Below are 26,083 nucleotides of genomic sequence, written 5' to 3' on the forward strand. Positions count from 1 at the left end.
AGGGGTGGATGATGGAAGAACGCCTTGTCTCCGGTGACGTCCACCGTGAAGACGTTTCACTTGAATACAGTCTCCGCCCGAAATTTTTGCACGAATATATTGGACAAGATAAAGTGAAGGGAAATTTAAAAATATTTATTGAAGCGGCAAAAATGCGTGAGGAAACGCTCGATCATGTCCTATTATACGGTCCGCCGGGGCTGGGAAAAACGACGTTGGCGGCGATTATTGCCAATGAAATGGGCGTCCATTTGCGCACCACTTCCGGTCCGGCGATTGAGCGGCCTGGCGACTTGGCGGCCATTTTAACGTCATTAGAACCAGGGGATGTATTATTTATTGATGAGATTCACCGGCTGCACCGTACGGTGGAAGAAGTGCTGTATCCGGCGATGGAAGATTATTGTTTGGATATTGTCATCGGCAAAGGACAGACAGCCCGGTCCATTCGCATTGATTTGCCGCCGTTTACCCTCGTTGGTGCCACGACAAGGGCGGGTGCTTTATCTGCCCCGCTGCGCGACCGGTTTGGCGTCATCAGCCGTTTAGAGTATTATAGTGTAGAACACCTTAGCCAAATTGTGATACGGACAGCGGAAATTTTGCAGGTCGAAATCGCACCGGAAGCAGCGACAGAAATCGCGCGGCGCTCGCGCGGAACGCCGCGCATCGCCAACCGACTGCTGCGGCGTGTCCGCGATTTCGCGCAAGTGCGGGGAAACGGGACGATTACTTTTCCGTTGGCGGAAGAAGCGCTCGAGTTGCTGCAAGTCGACCGATTGGGCCTTGATCATATCGATCATAAGCTCTTGAAAGCGATTATCGAAAAATTCGCCGGCGGGCCGGTCGGTCTGGAGACCATTGCCGCGACGATTGGCGAAGAGACGCAGACGATCGAAGATGTGTATGAACCGTATTTGCTCCAGATCGGCTTTTTGCAGCGGACGCCGCGCGGCCGCGTTGTAACGCCGATGGCGTACGAACATTTTGGAATGGAGGTTCCAAAGCGATGAACAGCCTGCCTAAACTCATTATGACGATTGGCGTGGTGCTCATTATCATCGGATTTTTGATGCAGTTTATAAAACTCGGCCGGCTCCCTGGGGATATTATTATCCGCAAAGGAAATACGACATTTTATTTTCCGGTTGTCACATCGATTTTGCTAAGCGTGGTGCTGTCGCTTATTTTTTATGTGCTAGGAAGGTTTCGCTAAAGAAAGGAGAACAGCATGAAAATTGACTTGTTTGACTTTGAACTGCCAGAAGAGTTAATTGCGCAGACGCCGCTATCAAACCGCGACGCTTCGCGGCTGATGGTGTTAAATAAAAAAACCGGGGAAATCCGCCATGAAGCTTTTCGCAATATTATCTCGTATTTGCACAAAGGAGACTGTCTAGTGCTGAATGATACGCGTGTCATGCCGGCGCGGCTTTATGGCGAAAAAACGGATACGGGCGCCAATATTGAAGTATTGCTTTTGAAACAGTTGGAAGGGGACCGCTGGGAAACGTTAGTGAAGCCGGCGAAACGCGTGAAAGTCGGCACGGAAATTACGTTTGGCGATGGCCGGCTGAAAGCGGTATGTATCGATACATTAGAGCATGGCGGCCGCATCTTGGAATTTTCCTATCAAGGCATTTTTTATGAAGTGCTCGAACAGCTTGGCGAAATGCCGCTGCCTCCGTATATTAAAGAAAAATTAGAGGACCCGGAACGCTATCAAACCGTCTATGCCCGTGAGGTGGGTTCAGCGGCGGCGCCGACAGCGGGTTTGCATTTTACCGCGCAGCTGTTGGACGACATCCGCGCCAAAGGGGTGCATATCGCGTTTATTACCCTTCATGTCGGGCTTGGCACGTTCCGTCCTGTGAGCGTCGAAAACATTGAGGAGCATGATATGCATGCGGAATTTTATCAAATGTCTGAGGAAACCGCGCAGCTGTTAAATGAGGTGAGACAGCAAGGCGGCCGCATTATCGCTGTCGGCACCACTTCGACACGTACGCTAGAGACGATTGCCACGAGACATAACGGCAAATTTGTCGCGGAAAGCGGCTGGACCGATATTTTTATTTATCCAGGCTATGAATTTAAAGGAATTGATGGGCTGGTGACCAACTTCCATTTGCCGAAATCTACGCTCATTATGCTTGTCAGTGCGCTCGCCGGCCGTGAAAATATTTTACATGCCTACCATGTGGCGGTAAAAGAGCGCTATCGCTTCTTTAGCTTTGGCGATGCGATGCTGATTATTTAAGAAAGGGGAACGTTCGATTGACATCACCGATTCGTTTTGAGCTCATCAAAACATGCAGACAAACAGGAGCGCGTCTCGGTATTCTTCACACGCCGCACGGCTCGTTTGAAACGCCGATGTTTATGCCGGTCGGGACGCTGGCGACCGTAAAAACGTTATCGCCGGAAGAATTGAAGGAAATGGGCGCCGGCGTGATTTTAAGCAACACGTATCATCTCTGGCTGCGCCCAGGGCCTGATATCGTGAAAGAAGCGGGCGGCCTCCATTCGTTTATGAACTGGGACCGCGGCATTCTTACCGATTCCGGTGGTTTCCAAGTGTTTAGTTTAAGCGAATTTCGCCGCATCGAGGAGGAAGGGGTATACTTCCGCAATCATTTAAACGGCGATAAACTGTTTTTATCTCCGGAGAAGGCGATCGAAATCCAAAACGCGCTTGGCTCGGACATTATGATGGCGTTTGACGAATGCCCGCCGTATCCGGCCACGCACGAATATATGAAGAAATCCGTAGCGCGGACAAGCCGCTGGGCGGAGCGCTGTTTAAAAGCGCACCAGCGTCCGAATGAACAAGGATTATTCGGTATTGTGCAGGGCGGGGAATTTGAAGATCTTCGCAGACAAAGCGCGCAAGACTTAGTGTCGTTAGATTTTCCAGGCTATGCGGTCGGCGGTTTATCTGTCGGCGAGCCGAAAGAAGTAATGAACCGGGTGCTCGAGTTTACGACGCCGCTGTTGCCGGCGAATAAGCCGCGCTATTTAATGGGAGTCGGCTCGCCTGATTCGCTGATCGACGGGGCGATTCGCGGCATTGATATGTTCGACTGCGTGCTGCCGACGCGGATCGGCCGCAACGGAACAGTAATGACAAGCGAAGGAAGGGTCGTCATTAAAAACGCGCAATATGCCCGCGATTTTTCGCCGCTTGATCCGAACTGCGACTGCTATACTTGCCGCAATTATACGCGCGCGTACATTCGCCATCTCATCAAATGTGAAGAAACATTTGGCATTCGTTTAACTTCTTACCATAACGTCTATTTTTTGATAAAATTAATGGAGCAAGTGAGACAAGCGATTCGCGAAGATCGTCTCGGCGATTTCCGCGAGGAATTTTTCGAGCGTTACGGTTTCAATAAACCAAATGCGAAAAACTTTTAACGATCAAGAAAGGAGGGAAAGGAATGAACGCAGCGATTGTAAATTTATTGCCAATTGTCCTGTTTTTTGTCATTTTTTACTTCCTGCTGCTTCGGCCGCAGCAAAAACGGCAGCGCGCGGTGCAGCAAATGCAGGCGAACTTGAAAAAAGGGGATAAAATCGTCACGATTGGCGGCTTGCACGGGATTATCGATTCCGTTGATGAAGATAAAGTGGTGATTCGTGCAGGCGACGGCACCCGTCTTACATATGACCGCTCGGCGGTGCGCGAAGTAGTAGCGGAAAGTAATAATAAATAAAAGAAAAGCGGCTACCAAAAAGGTAGCCGCTTTTCTTTTAGCTGCGCGATGCTTTCAAATTGACGCCGACGATGCCGCCAAGTGCCGCCGCTACGAAAAAGATGAGGTGATAGATCCATTGTTCCATGGTAAAGGATTTTTCCAATCCTAAAAATTGAAAGAAAAATACGATGGCAGTAAATGATAAACTGGTAATCCCGCCGGTCAGCCATCCTTTTTCTTTCCCTTTTCCACCGGCGACCAGCCCGCCGATGAACATGGAAAGAAGCGACCCGGCAAAAATAACCCATGTTAATGAAGCTTCCTGCACATCTGTCCACTTGAGGATAAGAGATAGAAAGAAACTGATCACTGCCGCCAGCAAGAAAATAGTAACAACCCCGTAAACAATCGCTGTTCCCCATCTTGACATCTCTCTTCCCCCTGTCGCTGATAATACGTTTCACCAAAGTATATTCCGCTTTGGACATGTTTAGAAGTTTATTAGCGCTTTTTTTTCGCGATGAAGGCGCCGATTCCAGGAATATAGGCAAGCTCTTCCCGCTTGATTAATTCAAAGATGATTAATAGAAGCAAGTAAACGATAGTAGTAACGATGATAGATGCCATTGTCTGCAGCGAAAGAGGGAGGGCAGCGAAAGAGTAGTGAAAGGATACATATCCGACAATCCCTGCTGCAATCATAGTTAGAAACGCTTTCATATATTCCATGACATAAATGGAGTAGGACACCACCTTCATCATCGTTGCTAAATGGAGCAAGGTGACAAGCACCGTATTGATGGCGATCGCCAGCGCCGCCCCCATAATTCCTAAACTAGGCCGTGTGGCAAGTGCAAAAATGCAGGCCAGCTTTACCGCGGTGCCAATCAGGCTGTTGATCATCGCCGCATTTGCTAAATCAAGGGCTTGCAGTACGGCTTGAAGCGGACCTTGAAAATAGTAGAAAAGGAAAAATGGAGCCATCACTTTCACAAAAATCGTTGCTTCGCTTGTTCCGTACATCCATTGCATGAGCGGTTCGGCAAATACGTATAAAACAACGACGGAAAGACCGCCGGTCACAAGCGAAAGGCGCATAGCCTGCTGGATGCGGTGCTCCACAAGCACCATCTGTTTTTGCGCCATCGCTTCGCTGATTGCCGGGACAAGTGAGACCGACAACGAATACGTAATAAAGGAAGGCAGCATTAATAACGGAAGCGCGTAACCGGTGAGTTGGCCGTATTGTTTTGTCGCTAGGGAAGTGGCAACTCCGGTGATAGCCAAGCTGTTGGCGACGACGATCGGCTCTAAAAACCAGGAAAGCGACCCGATGAGACGGCTTCCTGCCGTTGGCAGCGCGATGCGCATTAAGCTGGTAAACGTCTCTCTTCCCGTTTTGACATAGTGGAAAAACTTTGTCCGCAGTTTGATCGATTTTTTCCATCGAAACATGCAAAGCAAATAGATTAGCGATATCAATTCGCCGATGACGGAAGATAACATGGCGCCGGCGGCGGCGTATTCGATGCCGTACGGCAATAACGCTTTTGTGCACACGGCGATCAAGCTAATGCGGACGATTTGTTCTAAAAGCTGGGAATAGGCGTACGGTTTCATTTGCTGTTTCCCTTGGAAATACCCGCGCAGCACGGAAGAAATGGCGATGATTGGGACGACCGGAGCGATAGCAATTAATGGATAATAAGTACGCGGGTCAGTGAATAACGTTCGCGATAACAATGGGGCGAGCAAAATCATCGCAGGGAAGAAGACTATACTAAGCGCACCGGTGATCGTTAACGAGACGACAAGAATTTTTTTCACCTTTTTTCGGTCGCCGACGGCTTCCGCTTCCGCGACAAGTTTGGAAATGGCAACAGGGAGTCCCATTTGCGTAATGGTAATGGCAAGCATTAATGTCGGCACCGCCATCATATATAAGCCGACACCTTCACTGCCGATGACACGTGCGACAACAATGCGATTAATAAATCCAAGTATTCTTGTAATGAAGCCAGCAACGATTAAAATTATCGTTCCTTGTAAAAATTTAGACATCGCCTCTCCCTACCTTCTCAAATGCCATAATCTTTTATACAATTAACTATATGCAGTACATATAAACAAGCATGACAAGTATTATGGGCGAGTGTGCAGGGGGAGAAGAGGAGAAAATGGAAAAACAAAAGGAATTGCGTGAACTGCTGATGCCGGCGCTGCAATGCAAATATGACGAATTTCGCCTTCTTGGCTATAAGCAAGTGACCATGGAACAAATATGGGAGTGTTTGGTGCAAAAGAAGTGGAAAAATGGGGAAGAAAGAAAAGTATATGAGCTTGTCAATGATATTTTATCACTGCAAATTGGCGAATATATGTCATTTATTACGATGCGATCCTATAAAGAACAGCGTTTGGCGGGGGATGATGATTTAGAGGCGGTGTTGAAAGAATTATTATAGTGATGTAGGAAATTGACAGTTTTCGTTTGCTGTTTCATAATTGGGATATTGAGAGATATCTTGATGCCGGCGGATGCAAAACTAGTTGTCGAGATAATCTGCAAAAATCCGTTAATGGAGCAGAAAGAGCCCTTAGCGGGAAGATGAGCTGAAGGAGGATTTTTTTACGATGGTGAAACGCAGTCGCATTGTCGCGTTTTTCCTGTTGCTTTTGCTTTTGGCAGGAGTGATGGGGCCGACGATTCAAGGTATTGTACATAACATGAAATTAGGCCTTGATTTGCAAGGCGGTTTTGAAGTGCTTTATGAAGTAAAGCCGGCAAAAAAAGGCGATAAAATCGATCAAGAAACGTTAAAAAGCACGGTCAGCGCGTTAAACAAACGGATTAACGTACTTGGCGTGAGCGAACCGAACATTCAAATCGAAGGAAAAAACCGCATTCGCGTCCAGCTCGCTGGGGTTAAGGACCAAAATCAAGCGCGCGAAATTTTATCGACGCAAGCCAAATTAACGTTCCGCGACGTCAATGACAACGTGTTAATGGATGGAAGCGATCTTGTTCAAGGCGGAGCAAAGCTGTCTTTCGATGAAAACGGGAAACCAAGTGTCGCCATTAAATTAAAAGATGCGAACAAATTTAAACAAGTAACAGAAAAAGTATATAAAATGGGACCGCCAAATAACTTATTGGTCATTTGGCTGGATTTTAAAGAAGGAGTGGACTCTTACAAAAAAGAAGCAGGAAAAGCGCATCCAAAATTTATTTCCGCGGCAGCGGTAAACCAAGTATTTAACCAAACTGATGTCTCCATTGTGGGCAATTTCACGGTGAAGGAAGCGCAGCAGTTGGCTGATTTACTCAATGCCGGGGCGCTTCCAGTCGAGTTAAAAGAAATTTACTCGACATCGGTCGGAGCACAGTTTGGCCAAAACGCTCTGCAAAAAACGATTTTTGCCGGCATTGTAGGGGTAGCTGCGATTTTCCTCTTTATGATTTTGTTTTATCGCTTGCCAGGGGTTATCGCAGTCATTACATTGTTGGTATATATTTACTTGATTCTTCTTATTTTTGATTTGATGAACGGCGTCTTGACGCTGCCAGGAATCGCCGCGCTTATTTTAGGTGTCGGGATGGCGGTAGACGCCAACATCATTACGTATGAACGGATTAAAGAGGAGATTAAGCTCGGCAAGTCGATTATGTCGGCGTTCCGTTCTGGGAATAGAGGGTCGTTTGCGACGATTTTGGATGCGAACATTACGACGATTATCGCCGGTGTCGTTCTCTTCATTTACGGGACGAGCTCGGTCAAAGGGTTTGCGACGATGCTCATCATCAGCATTTTAGCCAGCTTCATCACGGCGGTGTACGGCACGCGCCTGCTCCTTGGCCTGCTTGTTCATAGCCGCTGGCTAAACAATAAACCAGGCTATTTTGGCGTAAAAAAATCGGAAATCTTAAATATCGCGGAAACAACGGATGATACGGAAGTGCCGACTAAGTTTGACCGTTGGGATTTCGTTAAACATAGTAAAAAGTTTTTCGTTTTTTCCGGTTTGTTAACGGTGATCGGGATTATTGCCTTATTAACGATGAAGCTTAATCTTGGCATCGATTTTACGAGTGGGACGCGCGTCGAAGTGATGAGCGACAAGCCGATAAACGCGGAACAGCTAAAAGATGAATTCGGGCAGCTTGGGCTGAAACCGGAGGATGTTGTGTTGTCCGGCGACCGCAATAACGTTGGCGTGGCTCGTTTTATCGGCGTATTAAACAAAAAGGAGATTGCCGAGCTGAAATCGCATTTTAAACAAAAGTACGGCTCCGAGCCGAACGTAAGCACGGTGTCGCCGGTCGTTGGAAAAGAATTGGCGCGCAACGCGTTTATTGCCGTGCTGATTTCCTCACTTGGAATCATTCTTTACGTGACGATCCGCTTTGAGCTGTATATGGCGCTGGCGGCGATTGTCGCGCTGCTTCACGATGCGTTTTTCATTATCACCTTTTTCAGTCTGACGCGGTTGGAGGTGGATTTAACGTTTATCGCCGCGGTGTTGACGATCATCGGTTATTCGATCAACGATACGATCGTTACGTTTGACCGTATCCGCGATTTGATGAAGAAGCGGAAAGTAAAAACGGTAGACGACTTGAAACATATCGTCAACAGAGCGCTGCAACAAACGTTGACCCGCTCGATTAATACGGTATTAACGGTGATCTTTACCGTTGTCGCTCTTTTAATCTTTGGCAGCGAAGCGATTTTTACCTTTAATATCGCCTTGCTCGCTGGGCTTGTTTGCGGCGTTTACTCTTCATTATGCATTGCGTCGCAATTATGGGTAGTTTGGAAAGGAAACCAGCTGAAAAAAGGAAAAGGAAAAAAGAGTTCTGCGAAAGAGCTGGAACCGCAAGCATAATCTCAACATTATTGGTGGGATTCATCAAAAAGTGCTCCGTAAAGAAGCGGAGCACTTTTTCGTTTATACAGGCATGTATCATCCGGAAAAAAACCCGTAACTTCATTGCCCATCCTTTTTTTCTTTTTGTATAATAGGAAGAGTTGAGGTGGGATACATGTTAACAGCAAAAACGCGTTGGGATGTGAAACATCCTGACGAACATATCGTTAAACATTTAGCGGAACAGCTGCACATCGACCCGCTGATTGCCAAGCTTCTTGTGCATCGCGGCGTTTGTACGGCGAAAGAGGCAGAAGCCTTTTTGCATCCGCTCAAGCAGCCGTTTCATGATCCGTTTTTGCTTGATGGAATGGAACGTGCGGTTGCGAGACTAGAGCAGGCGATACGGCAAGGCGAGTCTATTTTAGTATACGGTGACTATGATGCCGATGGTGTATGCAGTACGACGGTCATGGTTAGCGCTTTAAAGGAAGCGGGAGCTGTCGTTGATTTTTATATTCCGAATCGCTTTACTGAAGGATACGGTCCGAATGAAGCGGCTTTTCGCCGCGCAAAAGAGCAGGGAGTTTCTCTTATTGTTACGGTGGATAATGGCATCGCGGCGGTGAAGGAAGTGGCCCTTGCCAATGAGCTTGGTATGGACGTTATTATTACCGACCATCATGAGCCGGGACCGGTGTTGCCGGAAGCGTATGAAATCATTCATCCCAAAAAACCCGGAAGTACATATCCGTTTCGCGAACTAGCCGGCGTCGGGGTAGCGTTTAAAGTTGCCCATGCATTGCTTGGGGAGGTTCCACGCCATTTATTGGATGTCGTCTCGATTGGGACGATCGCTGATTTGGTGCCTTTAACGGGGGAAAACCGCCTGCTGGCTGCGCAAGGACTTGACGAACTGCGCCGCACGAAGCGCATCGGCTTGCGCGCCTTATGGCAGCAGTGCAGGATAGAAGCGAAGGAAATCAACGAACAGACGGTTGGCTTTGTGATCGCGCCGCGGATGAACGCGGTTGGACGTTTAGGTGGAGCGGACCCGGCTGTAAGGCTGCTCATGACTGAGGATGAGACGGAAGCGAAAAGGCTGGCGAAAGAAATGGATGACCTTAATCGCGAACGCCAGCAGTTAGTAGCTGAAATAGCGGAAGAAGCGGCGCAAATCGTCCGTGAACAGTTTCCGCCGGCTAGGAATAAAGTGCTCGTCGTGGCGAAAGAAGGATGGAATCCGGGGGTCATTGGCATCGTTGCTTCCCGGTTAGTCGAACAATTTTACCGGCCAACGATCGTTTTAAGCATTGATGCTGAAAAAGGAATAGCCAAAGGTTCGGCGCGAAGCATCCATGGTTTTGACCTCTTTGCCAGCCTATCGACATGCCGTGATATCTTGCCGCATTTTGGTGGCCACCCAATGGCAGCCGGAATGACGTTATCAATCGATCATATTGACGAATTGCGGCAGCGTCTGAACGCACTTGCTGATGAAACGTTGTCAGACGATGATTTCACTCCGATTACGGTCGTCGATGCGGTTTGTTCCGTCTCCGATTTAACGCTGTCGGCAGCAGAACAGCTGGAAAAATTCGCCCCGTTTGGCGTTGGCAATGCGAAACCGCTGTTTTTAATCGAAAATGTTTCCGTGGAAATGATGCGCCGCATCGGTGCCGATCAATCGCATTTAAAGGTGGTTTTTGCCGAAAATGGCGCCACTGTGGATGGCGTTGGGTTTGGCTTTGGCTATCTATATGATGAAATCGCCCGAGATGCAAAAGTATCTGTTGTCGGTGAATTAGCCGTGAATGAATGGAATGGATTGCGCAAGCCGCAGTTGATGATTTATGACGTCGCTGTAAGTGAATGCCAATTATTTGACGTTCGCGGCCAAAGGGATATTTATTCACTGATTGCATCGCTTCCGAAAGAAAAACGGCTGCTCATTATGTTTCGCAAAGAAACGGAACAGATTTCAGATATGGCATCATTTAAGGACGAATTGCACTATGTTCATTCCGGCGAAGAAGCGGCAACGCTTTGCTTGGACGGGCGCTATGTAGTGCTATTGGATCTGCCTCCGTCATTGCAAATTTTAAAAATGTTACTGCGTTCTAGTTTACCTGCGCGCATTTATGCGTTATTCTATCAAAGGGAGACTCATTTTTTCCGCACGCTGCCGACGCGCGACCATTTTAAATGGTTTTATGCATTTTTACGAAAGCAAGGCGTGTTTCATATCGCCGAACATGGCGGCCAACTGGCGCGTGCGCGCGGATGGACGGAAGAAACCGTCCACTTTATGGCAAAAGTATTTTTAGAGCTCGAATTTATTACCGAACGCAATGGAGTGATATCGCTTGTTCCGCAGCCGGCAAAGCGTGACTTAAACGAATCACCGACCTATCGTCTGAAACAAGCTCAGCTGGAGCTGGAAAATCTGCTTTTGTACTCAACTTACGAACAATTGAAGCGCTGTCTTTTCGAAATGAAAGGTTCGCAAACATACGAGGAGGCAAATGTGTAATGGACTTAAAACAATATATTACGATTGTTCCTGACTTTCCAAAACCGGGGATTATGTTTAAAGATATTACAACGTTAATGGATAAAGGCGAAGCGTATAAATATGCGACAGACCAAATTGTTGAGTATGCGCGCGAAAAGAAAATCGATATCGTTGTCGGTCCGGAAGCGCGCGGGTTTATTATTGGCTGTCCGGTTGCGTACGCGCTTGGAGTCGGGTTTGCTCCAGTGCGCAAGGAAGGAAAATTACCGCGCGAGGTAGTTCGTGTCGAATACGGCCTAGAATATGGAACAGATGTGCTGACTATGCATAAAGACGCGATTAAGCCGGGGCAGCGAGTGTTGATTACCGATGACCTATTGGCGACAGGCGGGACGATTCACGCTACGATTCAGCTTGTTGAACAGCTTGGCGGCATTGTAGCCGGCATTGCCTTTTTAATCGAGCTTACCGAACTAGGCGGACGCAAAAAGCTAGAAGGTTATGATATTTTAACGTTGATGCAATTCTAACCATCGACATGACTGGCTTCTTTCGCTATAATGAATAAAAAGGGCACTCTCATGAGTGCTCTTTCTTATTAGCCGTTGTTGTCTATATATGGAAACGGCCGGCATTGCATACCTCTTTACATAAAAAAATTTTTTCATGATAATAGTATCAATACATGATTTTATTATACGTAAAGGTGATAGGATCCTATGGCCAATGAACAAGTATTGACAGCGGAGCAAGTCATTGAACAAGCGAGCTGTTATTTATCGGAAAAAGATGTCGAATTTATTAAAAAGGCGTATGAGTTTGCGAAACATGCGCATCGCGATCAATATCGCAAATCGGGAGAGCCGTATATTATTCACCCGATTCAAGTCGCGGGGATTTTAGTAGATTTAAAAATGGATCCTGCCACGATCGCTGCCGGATTTCTCCATGATGTCGTCGAGGATACAGAGGCGTCAAAAGAAGATTTGGAACGGGAATTCGGTGCTGAAGTGGCGATGCTTGTCGATGGGGTGACGAAGCTAGGAAAGATTAAATATAAATCACAGGAAGAACAGCAAGCGGAAAACCATCGCAAAATGTTTTTAGCAATGGCGCAAGATATCCGCGTCATTTTAATTAAATTAGCGGACCGTCTTCACAATATGCGGACGTTGAAACATTTGCCGGCGGAAAAACAGCGGCGTATCGCCAATGAAACATTGGAAATTTTCGCGCCGTTAGCCCATCGTCTTGGAATTTCCAAGATCAAATGGGAACTGGAAGATACCGCTCTTCGCTACTTAAATCCGCAGCAATATTACCGCATCGTGAACTTAATGAAGAAAAAACGGGCCGAACGCGAGCAATATTTGGAAGAAGTGATTCAGGAAGTGCGTGAACGGCTGAACGAGGTTCAGATTCCGTGCGAAATTTCCGGTCGACCGAAACATATTTACAGCATCTACCGCAAAATGGTCATGCAAAACAAACAGTTTAACGAAATTTACGATTTGCTCGCCGTCCGCATTATTGTCAACAGCATTAAAGACTGCTACGCCGTGTTAGGCATTATCCATACTTGCTGGAAGCCGATGCCGGGGCGTTTCAAAGATTACATTGCGATGCCAAAGCCGAATATGTACCAATCGCTTCATACGACTGTGATCGGTCCAAAAGGCGAGCCGCTTGAAGTGCAAATTCGCACGTTTGAGATGCATCAAATCGCGGAGTTTGGGATTGCCGCTCACTGGGCGTATAAAGAAGGGAAGACGATTAAGCCGAATTCGTTTGAAGAAAAGCTTTCCTGGTTCCGGGAAATTTTGGAATGGCAAAATGATGCAAGCAACGCCGAAGAATTTATGGAATCGCTGAAAATGGATTTATTCTCCGATATGGTGTTTGTGTTTACGCCAAAAGGCGATGTCATCGAATTGCCGGCTGGTTCGGTGCCGATTGATTTCGCCTATCGCATCCATTCGGAAATTGGCAACAAAACGATCGGCGCCAAAGTCAACGGTAAAATGGTGCCGCTTGATTACAAGTTGCAGACAGGCGACATTGTCGAGATTTTGACTTCAAAGCACTCATATGGGCCAAGTCAAGATTGGCTGAAGCTGGCGCAAACGTCCCATGCCAAAAATAAAATCCGTCAGTTTTTCAAAAAGCAAAGACGAGAAGAAAATATTGAAAAAGGACGAGAGCTTGTCGAAAAAGAAGTCCGCAGCCTCGGGTTTGATGTAAAAGAAATTTTAACGGCGGAAAACATCAAGCGCGTTGCCGAGAAATTTAATTTTTCCAACGAAGAGGATATGTATGCCGCGGTCGGTTATCATGGGATTACCGCAGCGCAAATTGCTCACCGTTTAACAGATAAATGGCGGAAGCAGCGCGATTTAGAAGAACAGCAGAAAAAATTGGCGGAGACGATATCGGAAACAAAAGTGCCGGCCGGAAAAAAACGCGATTGCGGCATCCGCGTTCAAGGGATAGACAATTTGCTGATCCGCCTGTCGCGTTGCTGCAACCCGGTTCCCGGCGACGAAATTATCGGTTTTATTACGAGAGGCCGAGGCATTTCCGTCCATCGCGTCGACTGTCCTAACGTGCAGACGGAAGAAGCGGCCGATCGCTTAATTTCGGTCGAATGGGAAAGCGACGCAAAAACAAGCCGCGAATATAACGTAGACATTGAAATTACCGGTTTTGACCGCCGCGGCTTGCTCAATGAAGTGCTGCAGGCGGTGAATGAAACAAAAACAGATATTTCGGCTGTTTCCGGCAGGTCCGATCACCGCAATAAAATCGCCACCATTAATATGACGATTGCGATTCGCAATGTCAGCCATTTGCAAAAGGTGGTCGACCGCATTAAACAAATACCAGATATTTACTCGGTACAACGAATCATGAATAACTAGAAAGGAAACGGTTTATGAAAGTAGTCGTACAGCGAGCGAAAAAAGCAAAAGTAACGGTGAATGGAGAAGTGGTCGGGGCGATTGGGCACGGACTGGTCTTGCTTGTCGGCGTCACCCATAGCGATACGATCGAAGATGCCGCCTTTGTCGCCGATAAAATCGCCCATTTGCGTATTTTTGAAGATGAAGCGGGGAAAATGAATCTTTCTGTGTTGGATGTTGGCGGCGATATTTTATCTGTTTCGCAATTTACGTTATACGGCGATTGCCGAAAAGGACGGCGGCCGAATTTTATGGAAGCCGCAAAACCGGATCATGCGCTGCCGCTGTATGAGGCATTGAACGAGGCGCTGCGGCAGAAAGGGATTCGCGTGGAAACGGGAAAGTTTGGTGCAATGATGGAAGTGGAGCTCATTAATGACGGTCCGGTGACACTCATTGTCGAAAGTAAGGAAAAAACGGGGAACTAATGGCGTTCACCCGTTTTTTTATTTTATTTTTTGCCGAAATAGGAAAGAATAAAACAAGCGGACGCGGCGAATTTCCAATGAGGAAGGATGAGGAAAATGCGGCATAACGCGAAAGGAGAGTTTGCCCATCGCAAGGCAAGCGAATTATTTCATGTCGATTTTCACGAATTTATGAGAAAGGAGGCGGAATATACCGCCTTTGAATTAGCGTCTGAGTTTGGCTTGACGTTAAGAGACGTACAAAAACTTAAAAAACAAATTTTTCGTTCCTAAAAACAATGATTTTCTCCTTGACAAAATGCGGTTTCATTCGTAACATAAGTTATAAAAATTATACATATGCACAACCAATGACGGAGAAAAGTAGTTAAGAATACACATGGCCAGAGAGGAAATGCCTGAGGCTGGAAGCATTTCTCCATGATGACTTAACGAAAGACACTCCGTAGGTTTCCCTTTGAACGTGCATGGCGCCAGTAAAAGGGAACGCGAGTCTCGCGTTATCGGCAACAAGTGGAAGCTTTTTTGCTTCAATTAGGGTGGCACCACGGGAACAGCGCTCTCGTCCCTATCGTTTATAGGGAACAAGGGCGTTTTTATTTTGGCAAAGGAGGGTTTTGCAATGGCTTTTCAAATTCCGAGAGGAACGCAAGATATTTTGCCAGGTGAAGCCGAAAAGTGGCAGTATATTGAAAAGATCGCGCACAATATTTGCGAGCGTTACAATTATCATGAAATTCGCACGCCGATTTTTGAACATACGGAGCTGTTTTTGCGCGGCGTCGGCGATACGACCGATATTGTACAAAAAGAAATGTATACGTTTGAAGACAAAGGCGGAAGAAGCTTGACGCTTCGTCCGGAAGGCACGGCGCCGGTCGTTCGTTCGTTTGTGGAACATAAAATGTACGGCGATCCGAATCAGCCGGTGAAGCTGTATTACATAGGGCCGATGTTCCGCTACGAACGCCCGCAGGCCGGACGATTCCGCCAGTTTGTGCAATTTGGCGTCGAGGCGCTTGGCAGCAGCGATCCGGCGATGGACGCGGAAGTGATTGCGCTGGCGATGGAACTGTATCAAACATTAGGGTTAAAACAATTAAAATTAGTGATTAACAGCCTGGGGGATGCGGAAAGCCGCAAAGCGCACCGCCAAGCGTTGATCGATCATTTCCAAGGCCGGATTCATGAGCTTTGCGAAGACTGTCAAATGCGCCTCGAAAAAAATCCGCTTCGCATCCTTGACTGCAAAAAAGACCGCGATCATGAGTTAATGGCGACAGCGCCATCGATCCTTGATTATTTGAATGAGGAATCGCGTCAGTATTTTGAAAAAGTCAAATCGTACTTGACGAAGTTGGGCATTCCGTTCGAAGTGGACGCTCGCCTTGTTCGCGGGTTGGATTATTATAACCATACGACATTTGAAATTATGAGCGATGCCGAAGGGTTCGGCGCAATTACGACATTATGCGGCGGCGGCCGTTACAATGGACTCGTGCAGGAAATCGGCGGACCAGAAACGCCGGGCATCGGCTTTGCCCTTAGCATTGAGCGGCTTTTGGCCGCATTGGAGGCAGAAGGCATTACATTGCCGGTTCGCGCAGGCATCGATTGTTATGTAGTTGCTGTCGGCGAAAAAGCGCAAGAGGAATCCGTGCTGCTGGTAAATCGGCTGCGCAAAGCAGGGATCGTCGCCGATAAAGACTACCAGGACCGCAAAGTAAAAGCACAGCTGAAAGCAGCGGACCGGTTAAACGCGAAATTTGTGGCGATTCTTGGCGACGACGAGCTCGCCAAAAACGTCATCAATATAAAAGAAATGAGTACAGGGGAGCAAACGGAAGTACCGTTGCCGTCATTTATCGATTTCTTAAAAGAACGATTAGCATAGGAGGAGCATGATCATGTTTGGCAGGACCTATTATTGTGGGGAAATTACGGAAAAAGCGATTGGCGAGAAAGTCGTGCTCAAAGGCTGGGTGCAAAAGCGCCGCGACCTTGGTGGACTCATTTTCATTGATCTTCGTGACCGAACGGGCATCGTGCAAGTTGTCTTCAGCCCGGAAGTATCGCAGGAAGCGCTGCATGTTGCTGAGAAAGTGCGGAATGAATATGTGTTAAGCGTCGAGGGGACGGTTGTTGCCCGAGAAGAAGGAACGATCAATCCAAATCTTCCAACAGGAAAAATTGAAATTCAAGCCGAACAGGTCACCATCATTAATGAAGCGAAAACACCACCGTTTATTATTTCTGACCAAACAGATGTTGCTGAAGAAGTGCGTTTGAAGTATCGTTATTTAGATTTGCGCCGCCCGGTGATGTTCCGCACGCTGCAGCTGCGTCACCGTGTGGCGAAAGCGATTCGCGACTTTTTAGACGGCGAAGGTTTTTTGGAGGTGGAAACGCCGATTTTAACGAAAAGCACGCCGGAAGGTGCGCGCGACTATTTAGTGCCAAGCCGCGTGCATCCAGGCGAATTTTATGCGTTGCCGCAGTCGCCGCAAATATTTAAGCAGCTGTTAATGGTTGCGGGGGTTGAGCGGTATTATCAAATTGCCCGCTGTTTCCGCGATGAAGATTTGCGCGCTGACCGGCAGCCGGAGTTTACACAGATCGATATCGAAACATCGTTTATGAGCCAAGAAGAGATTATGGACTTAACGGAACGAATGATGGCCCACGTTGTAAAAGCAGCAAAAGGAATCGATGTTTCCCTTCCGTTCCCGCGCATGTCGTATGATGAGGCGATGAGCCGCTACGGTTCGGACAAACCGGATACGCGTTTCGGTTTAGAGCTTGTCGATGTATCGGAAATTGTGAAGCATTCTTCATTTAAAGTGTTTGCCGGTGCTGTCGCTAACGGCGGCCAAGTAAAAGCGATTAATGTAAAAGGAAAAGCGGCGCAATTTTCCCGCAAAGATATCGATGCGTTGGCCGAATTTGTCGCCCGCTACGGCGCAAAAGGACTGGCATGGTTGAAAGTGGAAGCAGACGGATTGAAAGGGCCGATCGCGAAATTTTTCACCGAAGAAGAGCAAGCGGGACTCGTTAAAACGCTTGAGGCGGAAGAAGGAGATTTATTGCTGTTTGTCGCCGACCAAAAAGCGGTGGTTGCGGATGCGCTTGGCGCCCTGCGGCTGAAGCTTGGCAAAGATTTAAATTTAATTGATGAAACAAAGCTCCATTTCCTTTGGATTACGGACTGGCCGCTTCTTGAGTATGACGAGGAAGAAGGACGTTACTACGCGGCGCATCATCCATTTACGATGCCGGTGCGGGAAGACTTGCCGGCGTTGGAAACAAACCCGGAAAAAGTAAGAGCGCAGGCATATGATCTTGTTCTCAACGGTTATGAGCTTGGCGGCGGTTCGATGCGGATTTTTGAGCGCGATGTGCAAGAAAAGATGTTCCGTACCCTAGGATTTACTGAAGAGGAAGCGCGCGCGCAGTTTGGCTTTCTGCTTGAAGCGTTTGAATACGGAACCCCGCCGCATGGCGGCATTGCGCTTGGCTTAGATCGGCTTGTCATGCTGCTTGCGGGACGTTCCAACTTGCGCGATACGATCGCGTTTCCAAAAACGGCGAGCGCCAGCTGTCTGCTTACCGAAGCGCCGAGCCCAGTCAGCAAGCAGCAGCTTGAAGAATTGCATTTAGCAGTCCAATCGGAAAAAGAAGAGTAAGCAGGTTCTCATCGTCTTCACCTTTTCCATCGATTACACAAAAGTATGTGGTCGGAGCGGTTCACAAGTGATTGAATCTATGGTACAATAAATACAAATAGAAATAGTCCTGATGTGTTCGTCGTATAACCTATTGTTTTGACCGAACAATATGTTATACGGGAGCCCGGAGTTTCCAAGCAGCGTACATGCCTCCCCGTATGAGGAAGTGCAAACCTTGGGACAGGGCACCCACCTGCTTGGGAGCGGGTTCAAAACGAAGGCATCGACGGCACGATTGGGACTGACAGTTGAAGCTTCGCTACATATGCCAGGCTACTTCCCTATGTAAAGGCCGCCCTTTACATAGGGTTTTGTTTTGCTGGTATAAAAATGTGATTGAAAATAAAGCGCCGATTATTGTAGGATAAAAAACGGTATGGAAATTACAATAAAGCAACGGAGAGGATATTGATGCTACACCAATTTTCCCGCAACGAATTGGCAATCGGCAAAGAAGGACTGGAAAAGTTAAAACGAGCAACGGTGGCTGTTCTCGGCGTCGGCGGGGTTGGCTCTTTTGCGGTAGAAGCGCTCGCTCGTTCCGGCATTGGACGTCTCGTTCTTGTCGATCGGGACAATGTCGATATCACGAATATCAACCGGCAGATTCATGCGCTTCTTTCGACGATCGGTCGTCCGAAAGTCGAATTGATGAAAGAACGAATCGCCGATATTAATCCGGAATGTGAAGTGATTGCGCTGCAAATGTTTTATACAGAAGAGACATATGAGCAATTTTTCAGCTATGATCTTGATTTTGTCATCGATGCTTCTGATACGATTATTTATAAAGTGCATTTAATGAAGGAGTGCTTAAAGCGCAATATTCCGATTATTTCTAGTATGGGTGCCGCTAACAAAATGGATCCGACGCGTTTTCGCATCGCCGATATTTCGAAAACGCACACGGATCCGATCGCGAAAGTCATCCGCGCCAAATTACGCAAAGAAGGCATTCGCCGCGGCATTCCTGTCGTATTTTCTGATGAAAAGCCGATTATTATTCGCGAAGATGTCCGCAAAGTCGTAGGCAATGACCAGTCCCCGATCCGCAAAGCGAAAATGCCGCCGTCTTCCAACGCGTTTGTGCCGTCGGTGGCAGGGCTGATCATGGCGTCATACGTCGTGCGAGAACTCTTAAAAGACATCAAAATTTACCGGGTTGGAGAAGATTAAAAAACGTCGCAGCCATTTCGTCTGCGACGTTTTTCTTAAGACCGGACAATATGTTCTAAATTTCCGTTTTTATCCATACGGAAAATATGGGCTGGCGGTACTCCGTACTCTTCTTCCAATACGAGTTTTCGGGCACGTTCCATAATTTTTACTAATACCTCATAATCTTCTTGAATAGTGGATTGCTGTGCTTCAAGACGTTCCAATTTTTGTTGCAATTCTTCCCGCTGTTTTTGCAGCTGCACTTGTTCTTGTTTTAATCGTTCATTTTCTTTTTTTATTGCTTCGACCTGTTCGTAGTCGTGTTTTAACGTTTGCAGAAAAGCGATGCACTGTTCAAGGGTGAGCGGTGAAGCAGGGAGAAATGGCGACGATCCTTGATAAGAAATGTTTTCTGATGTTGGAAGAATATTTTCTTTCTGTAGTTTTTTGGCCATTTCCAGCGCGCGCTTCCGCTCTTTGCGCTCTTTTTTTGCCAGTTCAATCGCTTCAACATACCGTTTCCGAACTTCAGCGTTCCAGCGGAACCCGCATGCGGCCGCCGTCCGGTTCAAGCGGTTGCCGACTTCTTCAAATGCGGCAAGCTGGGTTCCTCCTTCACGAATATATCGCAGCACCGTTTCCGCCAACACGACATCTTCCTCGTGAGACCAGGCATCTTGTCTTGTTTTCATGTTTGTTACACCCCGCAAATAAATTTAGATAGATAATAGTTTTCCCCTTATTAGCAAATTTAAACTTTATATTTTGAAAGTTTGCCGATCACTTTTTATAATGAATCTATATGATCTACTATGTATATAGGGATGAGAAGAAAGAGGGGGAAAGATGAATTTTTTAACAAAATTTAGCCTGAAAAATGCAGTTGCCGTATTCATTATTTCTTTTTTGCTGATTATTTTAGGAGCATACTCGTTTTCATCGCTGAAAGTCGATTTGCTTCCAAACATTGAATTTCCGCAATTATCGATTGAAATCGTTTATCCGGGGGCATCACCGCAAGATATAAACGATCAAGTAACGGCGAAGCTGGAGGAAAAATTCAAGTCGCTTGAAGGGCTAAAGAGAATGCAAAGTTCTTCGTACGAAAGCATGGCCGTTATTAATCTCGAGTTTCCGTTTCATACCGATATGGATGAAGTAGAACGCCAAGTTGACACATTAATAAAGAGCACGGACCTTCCGGAAAATGCAGAGACAAAAGTCAACCGGTTTTCATTTGGAACGATTCCTATTTTTAATATCTCTTTATTCGCCAAGAAAGACGTGGATTTGCAAAACATATTAGAGACAGAAGTCATTCCTGAATTAAATAAAATTGATGGAATTAATTCCATCTCTGTCGGCGGTGAGAAGGAAGAAATTGTTAAAATTACCGTCGATAAGCAAAAAGCGCTGCAGGCAGGATTGACGCTGTCACAGATTAAAGATCAAATCAATGAAAAATACATGTCTTTCCCAGCTGGCAATGTTCATACCGATACGCTGCAAATTCCTGTTCGTGTGCAAGAAAAGCTAGAAACGGTGAAAGAGCTGGAAAATGTGACGCTGACATCGCCGGTGCTGCAATCCATGCCGGCTGTGGCGCAAACAAAGCCAGCGATTAAGTTAAAAGACATCGCCCGTATCGAAACGGTCACCGATCAGGCCGAGTTTACGCGCTTTAACTTGAAAGAAGCGCTATCGATGGCAGTGACGAAAAAGCAAGACGCAAACACGGTAGAAGTGGCGGACAAAGTGATCAAAGTATTGGATTCATATAAGGACAAATTCGATTACACGATCGGTTTTGATTCCGCGGAAGGAATTAAAAAATCGGTCGAATCGCTCGTCCGTGAAGGATTGCTCGGGGCGCTGTTCGCTTCGGTTGCGGTGCTTCTCTTTTTGCGCAACGTGCGCGCGACGGTCATCGCGATCGTTTCCATTCCGCTTTCGCTATTAGTCGCTTCCATTTTTCTCAATCGAATGGATATTTCTTTAAATGTCATGACACTTGGCGGGATGGCCGTAGCGGTAGGGCGGGTCGTCGATGACAGCATTGTCGTCATTGAAAATATTTTCCGCCGTGTGCGCAAGGCGAGAACGGGAATAACGGATGAACTTATTCAAGATTCGACGAGAGAGATACTAAAAGCGATTACCTCTTCGACGATTACGACAGTGGTTGTTTTTTTGCCGCTCGGCTTTGTCGGCGGAATTACCGGCGAATTTTTCCTGCCGTTTGCTTTAACGATTGTGTTCGCGCTGTTGGTTTCTTTGGTTGTTGCCGTTACGGTTGTGCCGATTTTGGCGAAATTCTCCTTTAAAAAAGTTCCGCCGGAAGAAAAAGAAGGCGCGCTGCAGCGTGTTTACGGACACGTCATTGCCTGGGCGCTTCGCCATAAAGCGCTTGTTTTGCTGCTATCGGTTGTATTGCTTGTCGGTTCATTTGCACTCGCTCCGGCGCTAGGGTTTACTTTTTTGCCAAATGAAGAGCAAAAAACGCTGGTCGCCAGCATCGAACTGCCGTCTTCAACGTCGCTGGAAAAAACAAATGATGTATCACTGGCATTAGAAAAAATGCTTGCCAAACAGAAAGAAATCAAAAACGTCACCGCAGCCATTGGCAGCCGTGATTATCGCAGCGGGCTAAAACGTCAAAACCAGGCAAACTATTTTATCAATTTACAAGAAGATGTTGCTGTTGCGCCATTAATCAAAAAGCTAGAGAAAAGGATGGAACAAATCGTCAACGAAAAAGCGCCTGGGACAAAGTTCGGCGTGAGCGAGCTGGAGAGCGGCGGTCCGCCGACAAATAACAACGTCGATATTGATTTGTATTCCAACAATTTATCTTCCTTGCAAAAAGCAGCAAAACAAGTAGAAATCTATTTAAATAAACGTCATGATTTGAAAAATGTAACGAACAACTTTGCCGATAAGCAAAAACAAATCGTCGTCGATATCGATCCGGAAAAAGCGGCCGCTTATGGCGTCTCTGGATTTCAAATTTTAGGGACGATTGCTGATGCCACGAAGCCGGTAGAGGTCGGAACATTGACGCTAAACGGAAAAGAGCGGACCGTTCAATTATCGTACAATCAACATCTGCAATCGGTAGATGAGCTGAAAAATACGATGATTTTTACAAAGAGAGGTCTTGTTCCTGTCTCCGAGCTGGCATCTGTCAACGAGGTAGATACGTATATGTCAATTCAAAAACTGAATGGAAAAGTGTTTGCCCGTGTATCCGCGCAAATCGTTGGCGATAACATCCAAAAAGTCACCAATGATGTCATCCGCCATGTGAAAAATGATCTGAACCTTCCTGATGATGTGTCATTAGAGGGAGGAGGCGGTAGCGATGAGACGGTGCAAACGTTCCAGGAGCTTGGCATCGCGATGCTTATTGCCATTGGCCTTGTCTATATTACGATGCTCGTCACATTTGGAAAAGCGCGCATTCCGTTTGTCATTCTGTCTTCACTCATTTTCGTGCCGATCGGCTCGCTCCTCGGTTTATACATCGCAAAAGAGCCGCTATCCATCAGCGTCATGATCGGACTATTAATGCTAATTGGAATTGTCACGACCAACGCTATCGTTCTTGTCGACCGCATTGGACAAAACCGTGAACAAAAGGGAATGGCGATTCGCGCCGCGATTATGGAAGCAGGAAAAACACGGCTGCGGCCGATTTTAATGACGGCGTTTGCGACGGTGACAGCGCTGATTCCATTGGCGCTAACGAGCGAGTCAGGAACATTGATTTCCAAAGGATTGGCGATTACCGTGATCGGCGGTCTTACCTCTTCCACTTTGTTAACGCTTATTCTTATTCCAGTTATGTATGAGTTATTCTTTATTCGGCAGGCGAAGGCAGAACGGATGAAACAGTAAATGAAAGGATGGCCCATGTTGCAATGGGCCATCCATCGTTTTTGTTTCATTTTTTTCGCCCAAAGAATCTATTATAATTAATCATAAACAGGGAATAAGGAAGGAGAAATTTCAGACGGCTCTGCAGCTGTTTGCGCTATGCTACATCGATGCAAGAAATTGCCGAACAGAGCGGGATGGCGAAAGGTTCGGTTTATAATTGGAGAAGAGCACGGCCGTTTATGGTGAATGCGCTGCTGCTTTATGAAAAATAGCCAATGAATTAATGGCGGCAATAGAGCGCTATTTCGATGGGTAGAAGCTCTCTGTCGGCTGTAGAGGACTTTTGTTGCATGGGCAGCTAAAGAACAACGATATTTTTCATAAGCGAGGGATCGTTTCATGCTTTTTACGGCGGAACCGCTTGCTGTCCGCATGAGACCGCGAAACATTGACGAGATTGTCGGACAAAAACATATTATTGGGCCGCATACCGCTTTGTACAAAATGATTCAAAAAGGGTATGTGCCTTCGTTATTGCTGTACGGAGAGCCGGGGACGGGAAAAACGTCGCTTGCCTATGCGATTGCTGGCACGGCTGGGCGCGAGTTTTTTGCCATTAACGCGACGACGTCGGGAAAAAAGGATATCGAAGAAGTGGTGGAGACGGCGAAGCTTACCGGCAACGTCATTTTATTTATCGATGAAATCCACCGTTTTAATAAGGCGCAGCAAGACTATTTGCTTCCCCATGTGGAAAATGGTTTGATTACGCTGATCGGCGCTACGACGGAAAATCCGTTTCATGAAGTAAATCCGGCGATCCGCAGCCGCTGCGGACAAATTCAACAATTGAAGCGCCTTTTGCCTGATGATATCGTTATCCTCTTGCAGCGCGCGCTGCAAGATCCGGACAGGGGGTTGGGAAATTTTCGCATCGTGATCGAAGAACAGTCGCTTTTTCGCATTGCCCGCGCGTCCGGCGGGGATGCGCGCGTCGCGCTAAATTTGTTAGAAGCGGCTGTCTATGCTTCTCGAGAAGTGGATGGGCAGATTTATGTCGAAGAGGAGACGATAGCGGAGTGTGCAGCAAACCGGGGATTTACCCATGATAAAAACGGGGATGCGTATTATTCGCTTCTATCGGCGTTTCAAAAAAGCGTGCGCGGCAGCGATGTCGATGCGGCGCTTCATTATTTAGCGCGCCTGCTTGAGGGTGGGGATTTAGCAGCCGTTTGCCGGAGATTGCTTGTCATCGCCTATGAAGATATCGGGCTGGCCAATCCGATGATGGGAGTGAAAGTGCAAGCAGCGGTCAACGCAGTAGAACGGTTAGGGCTTCCGGAGGCAAGAATTCCGCTTTCGGTTGTCACGATCGAGCTGTGTTTAAGCGCGAAATCAAACTCTGCCTATAAAGCACTCGATGCGGCAATTGCCGATGTGCGTGCCGGAAAGATCGGCGATATTCCTGATCATTTAAAAGATGCGCATTATCATGGAGCAAGCGTGCTTGGACACGGAAAAGGATATCGGTATCCCCATGATTACCCAAACGGCTGGGTAGCGCAGCAATATTTGCCGGAGAAGTTGGCAGGTATAAAATATTATGTGCCGAAAGAGCACGGAGAGGAGAAATATTATGCGAAAGTATATGAGCGGCTGGAACAATTAAAACGGCAAAACGATGTTCAAAAATGAAGGAAACAAAATTTTATGATATAATGACAATCGATTTGTTTACTTTGTTTAATATGGAGGGAGCTTATGTCCCATTCTCACCATAAATTCGTGTCTTTGTTTCGTTGGGCGATTTATTTTATTGGTCTTTTAGTGATGTCATTTGGGATTGTGCTGACGATTAAAGCGGATGTTGGCTGTGCGCCGTGGGATGTGTTGCATATCGGATTGTACCGGAAATTCGGGCTGACGATTGGGACATGGTCGATTATTGTCGGCATTGTGATTTTGGCATTGTCTTCCCTGCTTGTCAAACAGCTGCCGAAACTCGGCGCTTTTTTGAATATGCTTTTTGTCGGTATATTTATCGACATGTATATGATGATTCCGTATTTGCAAACTCCTGCTACAATAGCAGGAAGATTTGCGATGCTGCTGATTGGCATTGTTATTGCCGGTTATGGAATGGGACTATATATTTCGGCCAAAGTCGGCGCTGGCCCTCGCGATAGCTTGATGCTTGCCCTGATGGATTTAACCGGCTGGAAAGTGCAATATATTCGCATCGGAATGGAAGGGGTTGTTTTATTGGCCGGTTGGCTGCTAGGCGGACCGGTATCGATAGGGACGCTCATTTTTTGCGTGACGATCGGATCGGTGGCTGGCATAGCCCTTCCGCAATGTCGAAAAATCACCGAACGTATCATAGAACCAATTCATGTAGAAACACAAGGTTTAAGCCGATAGGAGGAGTAATATGAAGATTTCGACAAAGGGTAGGTATGGATTGACGATTATGATTGAGTTGGCAAAAAAATATGGCGACCGCCCGATTTCGCTGCGTTCGATCGCCAAAGCAAATAATTTGTCCGAACATTATTTGGAGCAGCTTGTCACACCGCTTAGGAATGCCGGACTTGTCAAAAGCATCCGCGGGGCCTACGGCGGCTACGTGCTAGCGGATCACCCGGCGAAAATTACCGCCGGGGATGTGATCCGTGTGTTGGAAGGGCCGATCACGCCTGTCGAAGAACTTGAGGAAGAAGAACCGGCCAAACGGGAATTATGGATTCGCATTCGCGACGCGGTCGAGGAAGTGTTAGACAGCACGACGCTGGAAGATTTGGCGAAGTATAGTGAAGATGGCAATGAGGCATATATGTTTTATATTTGA

General features: G+C 47.0%; 22 protein-coding genes, 1 other RNA gene and 1 other annotated feature. Of the genes, 20 read left to right on the forward strand and 3 right to left on the reverse strand.

Going from position 1 to position 26,083, the window contains the following annotated elements:
• The first annotated feature begins 11 nt into the window (after nucleotides 1–11).
• Genes ruvB through yajC form a run of 5 tightly spaced genes read left to right on the forward strand, consistent with a single transcriptional unit; the run spans nucleotide 12 to nucleotide 3,719 of the window.
• On the forward strand, nucleotides 12–1,013 hold the full coding sequence (gene ruvB / locus AC1WMD_RS05020) for a Holliday junction branch migration DNA helicase RuvB (RefSeq protein WP_043905600.1): 1,002 nt from the start codon (nucleotides 12–14) through the stop codon (nucleotides 1,011–1,013).
• Nucleotides 1,010–1,216 carry a DUF2905 domain-containing protein gene (locus AC1WMD_RS05025; protein WP_043905599.1) on the forward strand — a complete coding sequence of 69 codons (207 nt, stop codon included), beginning with the start codon at nucleotides 1,010–1,012 and terminating at the stop codon, nucleotides 1,214–1,216. The genes ruvB and AC1WMD_RS05025 overlap by 4 nt, the downstream gene beginning before the upstream one ends.
• Before the next feature lie 15 nt (nucleotides 1,217–1,231).
• Entirely contained in the window at nucleotides 1,232–2,260 is a 1,029-nt protein-coding gene (queA, locus tag AC1WMD_RS05030; RefSeq protein WP_043905598.1) for a tRNA preQ1(34) S-adenosylmethionine ribosyltransferase-isomerase QueA, read from the forward strand.
• A 17-nt stretch (nucleotides 2,261–2,277) separates the two neighbouring features.
• On the forward strand, nucleotides 2,278–3,420 hold the full coding sequence (gene tgt, locus AC1WMD_RS05035; RefSeq protein WP_494256186.1) for a tRNA guanosine(34) transglycosylase Tgt: 1,143 nt from the start codon (nucleotides 2,278–2,280) through the stop codon (nucleotides 3,418–3,420).
• Between the two features lie 23 nt (nucleotides 3,421–3,443).
• The gene (yajC, locus tag AC1WMD_RS05040; RefSeq protein ID WP_043905596.1) at nucleotides 3,444–3,719 is read left to right on the forward strand and encodes a preprotein translocase subunit YajC; all 276 of its coding nucleotides are present in this window, start codon (nucleotides 3,444–3,446) and stop codon (nucleotides 3,717–3,719) included.
• Nucleotides 3,720–3,756: 37 nt separating this feature from the next.
• Here yajC and AC1WMD_RS05045 read toward each other — a convergent pair whose 3' ends face one another.
• Nucleotides 3,757–4,131, reverse strand: coding sequence for a TIGR04086 family membrane protein (locus tag AC1WMD_RS05045; protein WP_043905595.1), 375 nt, complete (start codon nucleotides 4,129–4,131; stop codon nucleotides 3,757–3,759).
• A 71-nt stretch (nucleotides 4,132–4,202) separates the two neighbouring features.
• On the reverse strand, nucleotides 4,203–5,762 hold the full coding sequence (spoVB, locus tag AC1WMD_RS05050; RefSeq protein ID WP_043905594.1) for a stage V sporulation protein B: 1,560 nt from the start codon (nucleotides 5,760–5,762) through the stop codon (nucleotides 4,203–4,205).
• Between the two features lie 116 nt (nucleotides 5,763–5,878).
• On the opposite strand from spoVB, the gene AC1WMD_RS05055 reads away from it, so the two are divergent.
• The 11 genes from AC1WMD_RS05055 to AC1WMD_RS05105 all read left to right on the forward strand — a co-directional run bounded on the left by AC1WMD_RS05055 (nucleotide 5,879) and on the right by AC1WMD_RS05105 (nucleotide 19,374).
• Nucleotides 5,879–6,166: a post-transcriptional regulator gene (locus tag AC1WMD_RS05055; RefSeq protein WP_043905593.1), complete on the forward strand. Its 288-nt coding sequence runs from the start codon at nucleotides 5,879–5,881 to the stop codon at nucleotides 6,164–6,166.
• A gap of 169 nt (nucleotides 6,167–6,335) precedes the next feature.
• Nucleotides 6,336–8,588 (forward strand): protein translocase subunit SecDF, encoded by a 2,253-nt coding sequence (secDF, locus tag AC1WMD_RS05060; protein ID WP_043905592.1) that lies wholly within the window; start codon nucleotides 6,336–6,338, stop codon nucleotides 8,586–8,588.
• A gap of 157 nt (nucleotides 8,589–8,745) precedes the next feature.
• Nucleotides 8,746–11,103: a single-stranded-DNA-specific exonuclease RecJ gene (gene recJ / locus AC1WMD_RS05065; RefSeq protein WP_043905591.1), complete on the forward strand. Its 2,358-nt coding sequence runs from the start codon at nucleotides 8,746–8,748 to the stop codon at nucleotides 11,101–11,103.
• On the forward strand, nucleotides 11,103–11,615 hold the full coding sequence (locus AC1WMD_RS05070) for an adenine phosphoribosyltransferase (protein WP_043905590.1): 513 nt from the start codon (nucleotides 11,103–11,105) through the stop codon (nucleotides 11,613–11,615). The genes recJ and AC1WMD_RS05070 overlap by 1 nt, the downstream gene beginning before the upstream one ends.
• Before the next feature lie 189 nt (nucleotides 11,616–11,804).
• Nucleotides 11,805–14,003 (forward strand): RelA/SpoT family protein, encoded by a 2,199-nt coding sequence (locus tag AC1WMD_RS05075; protein ID WP_043905589.1) that lies wholly within the window; start codon nucleotides 11,805–11,807, stop codon nucleotides 14,001–14,003.
• 14 nt (nucleotides 14,004–14,017) lie between these two features.
• Nucleotides 14,018–14,473 carry a D-aminoacyl-tRNA deacylase gene (gene dtd, locus AC1WMD_RS05080; RefSeq protein ID WP_043905588.1) on the forward strand — a complete coding sequence of 152 codons (456 nt, stop codon included), beginning with the start codon at nucleotides 14,018–14,020 and terminating at the stop codon, nucleotides 14,471–14,473.
• A gap of 87 nt (nucleotides 14,474–14,560) precedes the next feature.
• Entirely contained in the window at nucleotides 14,561–14,746 is a 186-nt protein-coding gene (locus AC1WMD_RS05085) for a hypothetical protein (protein WP_494256313.1), read from the forward strand.
• A 68-nt stretch (nucleotides 14,747–14,814) separates the two neighbouring features.
• Nucleotides 14,815–15,046, forward strand: a binding site (T-box leader).
• Between the two features lie 49 nt (nucleotides 15,047–15,095).
• Nucleotides 15,096–16,367 (forward strand): histidine--tRNA ligase, encoded by a 1,272-nt coding sequence (gene hisS, locus AC1WMD_RS05090; RefSeq protein WP_494256189.1) that lies wholly within the window; start codon nucleotides 15,096–15,098, stop codon nucleotides 16,365–16,367.
• Nucleotides 16,368–16,380: 13 nt separating this feature from the next.
• On the forward strand, nucleotides 16,381–18,156 hold the full coding sequence (gene aspS / locus AC1WMD_RS05095; RefSeq protein ID WP_043905586.1) for an aspartate--tRNA ligase: 1,776 nt from the start codon (nucleotides 16,381–16,383) through the stop codon (nucleotides 18,154–18,156).
• A gap of 103 nt (nucleotides 18,157–18,259) precedes the next feature.
• A non-coding RNA gene (gene ssrS / locus AC1WMD_RS05100) (6S RNA) lies at nucleotides 18,260–18,444 on the forward strand.
• 165 nt (nucleotides 18,445–18,609) lie between these two features.
• Nucleotides 18,610–19,374, forward strand: coding sequence for a tRNA threonylcarbamoyladenosine dehydratase (locus AC1WMD_RS05105; RefSeq protein WP_043905585.1), 765 nt, complete (start codon nucleotides 18,610–18,612; stop codon nucleotides 19,372–19,374).
• Nucleotides 19,375–19,409: 35 nt separating this feature from the next.
• On the opposite strand, the gene AC1WMD_RS05110 is transcribed toward AC1WMD_RS05105, so the two are convergent.
• Nucleotides 19,410–20,048, reverse strand: coding sequence for an RsfA family transcriptional regulator (locus AC1WMD_RS05110; RefSeq protein ID WP_043905584.1), 639 nt, complete (start codon nucleotides 20,046–20,048; stop codon nucleotides 19,410–19,412).
• Nucleotides 20,049–20,202: 154 nt separating this feature from the next.
• On the opposite strand from AC1WMD_RS05110, the gene AC1WMD_RS05115 reads away from it, so the two are divergent.
• From AC1WMD_RS05115 to cymR, 4 genes are all read left to right on the forward strand, one after another.
• The gene (locus tag AC1WMD_RS05115) at nucleotides 20,203–23,253 is read left to right on the forward strand and encodes an efflux RND transporter permease subunit (protein ID WP_494256190.1); all 3,051 of its coding nucleotides are present in this window, start codon (nucleotides 20,203–20,205) and stop codon (nucleotides 23,251–23,253) included.
• A 381-nt stretch (nucleotides 23,254–23,634) separates the two neighbouring features.
• Nucleotides 23,635–24,930 carry a replication-associated recombination protein A gene (locus tag AC1WMD_RS05120; protein ID WP_494256191.1) on the forward strand — a complete coding sequence of 432 codons (1,296 nt, stop codon included), beginning with the start codon at nucleotides 23,635–23,637 and terminating at the stop codon, nucleotides 24,928–24,930.
• Between the two features lie 66 nt (nucleotides 24,931–24,996).
• Complete coding sequence (locus AC1WMD_RS05125) at nucleotides 24,997–25,656, forward strand: YczE/YyaS/YitT family protein (protein WP_043905581.1); 660 nt, start codon at nucleotides 24,997–24,999, stop codon at nucleotides 25,654–25,656.
• 10 nt (nucleotides 25,657–25,666) lie between these two features.
• Nucleotides 25,667–26,083 carry a cysteine metabolism transcriptional regulator CymR gene (gene cymR, locus AC1WMD_RS05130; RefSeq protein WP_043905580.1) on the forward strand — a complete coding sequence of 139 codons (417 nt, stop codon included), beginning with the start codon at nucleotides 25,667–25,669 and terminating at the stop codon, nucleotides 26,081–26,083.

This window comes from Parageobacillus sp. NEAU-HV-2 (assembly GCF_059115485.1).

What these genes read in the sequence shown, in the direction of transcription:
- AC1WMD_RS05110 (WP_043905584.1), bottom strand. Translation starts at nt 20,048, where the DNA reads ATGAAAACAAGACAAGATGCCTGGTCTCACGAGGAAGATGTCGTGTTG.
- AC1WMD_RS05105 (WP_043905585.1), top strand. Translation starts at nt 18,610, where the DNA reads ATGCTACACCAATTTTCCCGCAACGAATTGGCAATCGGCAAAGAAGGA.
- AC1WMD_RS05085 (WP_494256313.1), top strand. Translation starts at nt 14,561, where the DNA reads ATGAGGAAAATGCGGCATAACGCGAAAGGAGAGTTTGCCCATCGCAAG.
- AC1WMD_RS05120 (WP_494256191.1), top strand. Translation starts at nt 23,635, where the DNA reads ATGCTTTTTACGGCGGAACCGCTTGCTGTCCGCATGAGACCGCGAAAC.
- queA (WP_043905598.1), top strand. Translation starts at nt 1,232, where the DNA reads ATGAAAATTGACTTGTTTGACTTTGAACTGCCAGAAGAGTTAATTGCG.
- AC1WMD_RS05045 (WP_043905595.1), bottom strand. Translation starts at nt 4,131, where the DNA reads ATGTCAAGATGGGGAACAGCGATTGTTTACGGGGTTGTTACTATTTTC.
- secDF (WP_043905592.1), top strand. Translation starts at nt 6,336, where the DNA reads ATGGTGAAACGCAGTCGCATTGTCGCGTTTTTCCTGTTGCTTTTGCTT.
- yajC (WP_043905596.1), top strand. Translation starts at nt 3,444, where the DNA reads ATGAACGCAGCGATTGTAAATTTATTGCCAATTGTCCTGTTTTTTGTC.
- AC1WMD_RS05055 (WP_043905593.1), top strand. Translation starts at nt 5,879, where the DNA reads ATGGAAAAACAAAAGGAATTGCGTGAACTGCTGATGCCGGCGCTGCAA.
- ruvB (WP_043905600.1), top strand. Translation starts at nt 12, where the DNA reads ATGGAAGAACGCCTTGTCTCCGGTGACGTCCACCGTGAAGACGTTTCA.
- AC1WMD_RS05125 (WP_043905581.1), top strand. Translation starts at nt 24,997, where the DNA reads ATGTCCCATTCTCACCATAAATTCGTGTCTTTGTTTCGTTGGGCGATT.
- hisS (WP_494256189.1), top strand. Translation starts at nt 15,096, where the DNA reads ATGGCTTTTCAAATTCCGAGAGGAACGCAAGATATTTTGCCAGGTGAA.
- cymR (WP_043905580.1), top strand. Translation starts at nt 25,667, where the DNA reads ATGAAGATTTCGACAAAGGGTAGGTATGGATTGACGATTATGATTGAG.
- AC1WMD_RS05025 (WP_043905599.1), top strand. Translation starts at nt 1,010, where the DNA reads ATGAACAGCCTGCCTAAACTCATTATGACGATTGGCGTGGTGCTCATT.
- recJ (WP_043905591.1), top strand. Translation starts at nt 8,746, where the DNA reads ATGTTAACAGCAAAAACGCGTTGGGATGTGAAACATCCTGACGAACAT.
- dtd (WP_043905588.1), top strand. Translation starts at nt 14,018, where the DNA reads ATGAAAGTAGTCGTACAGCGAGCGAAAAAAGCAAAAGTAACGGTGAAT.
- AC1WMD_RS05115 (WP_494256190.1), top strand. Translation starts at nt 20,203, where the DNA reads ATGAATTTTTTAACAAAATTTAGCCTGAAAAATGCAGTTGCCGTATTC.
- AC1WMD_RS05070 (WP_043905590.1), top strand. Translation starts at nt 11,103, where the DNA reads ATGGACTTAAAACAATATATTACGATTGTTCCTGACTTTCCAAAACCG.
- aspS (WP_043905586.1), top strand. Translation starts at nt 16,381, where the DNA reads ATGTTTGGCAGGACCTATTATTGTGGGGAAATTACGGAAAAAGCGATT.
- AC1WMD_RS05075 (WP_043905589.1), top strand. Translation starts at nt 11,805, where the DNA reads ATGGCCAATGAACAAGTATTGACAGCGGAGCAAGTCATTGAACAAGCG.
- spoVB (WP_043905594.1), bottom strand. Translation starts at nt 5,762, where the DNA reads ATGTCTAAATTTTTACAAGGAACGATAATTTTAATCGTTGCTGGCTTC.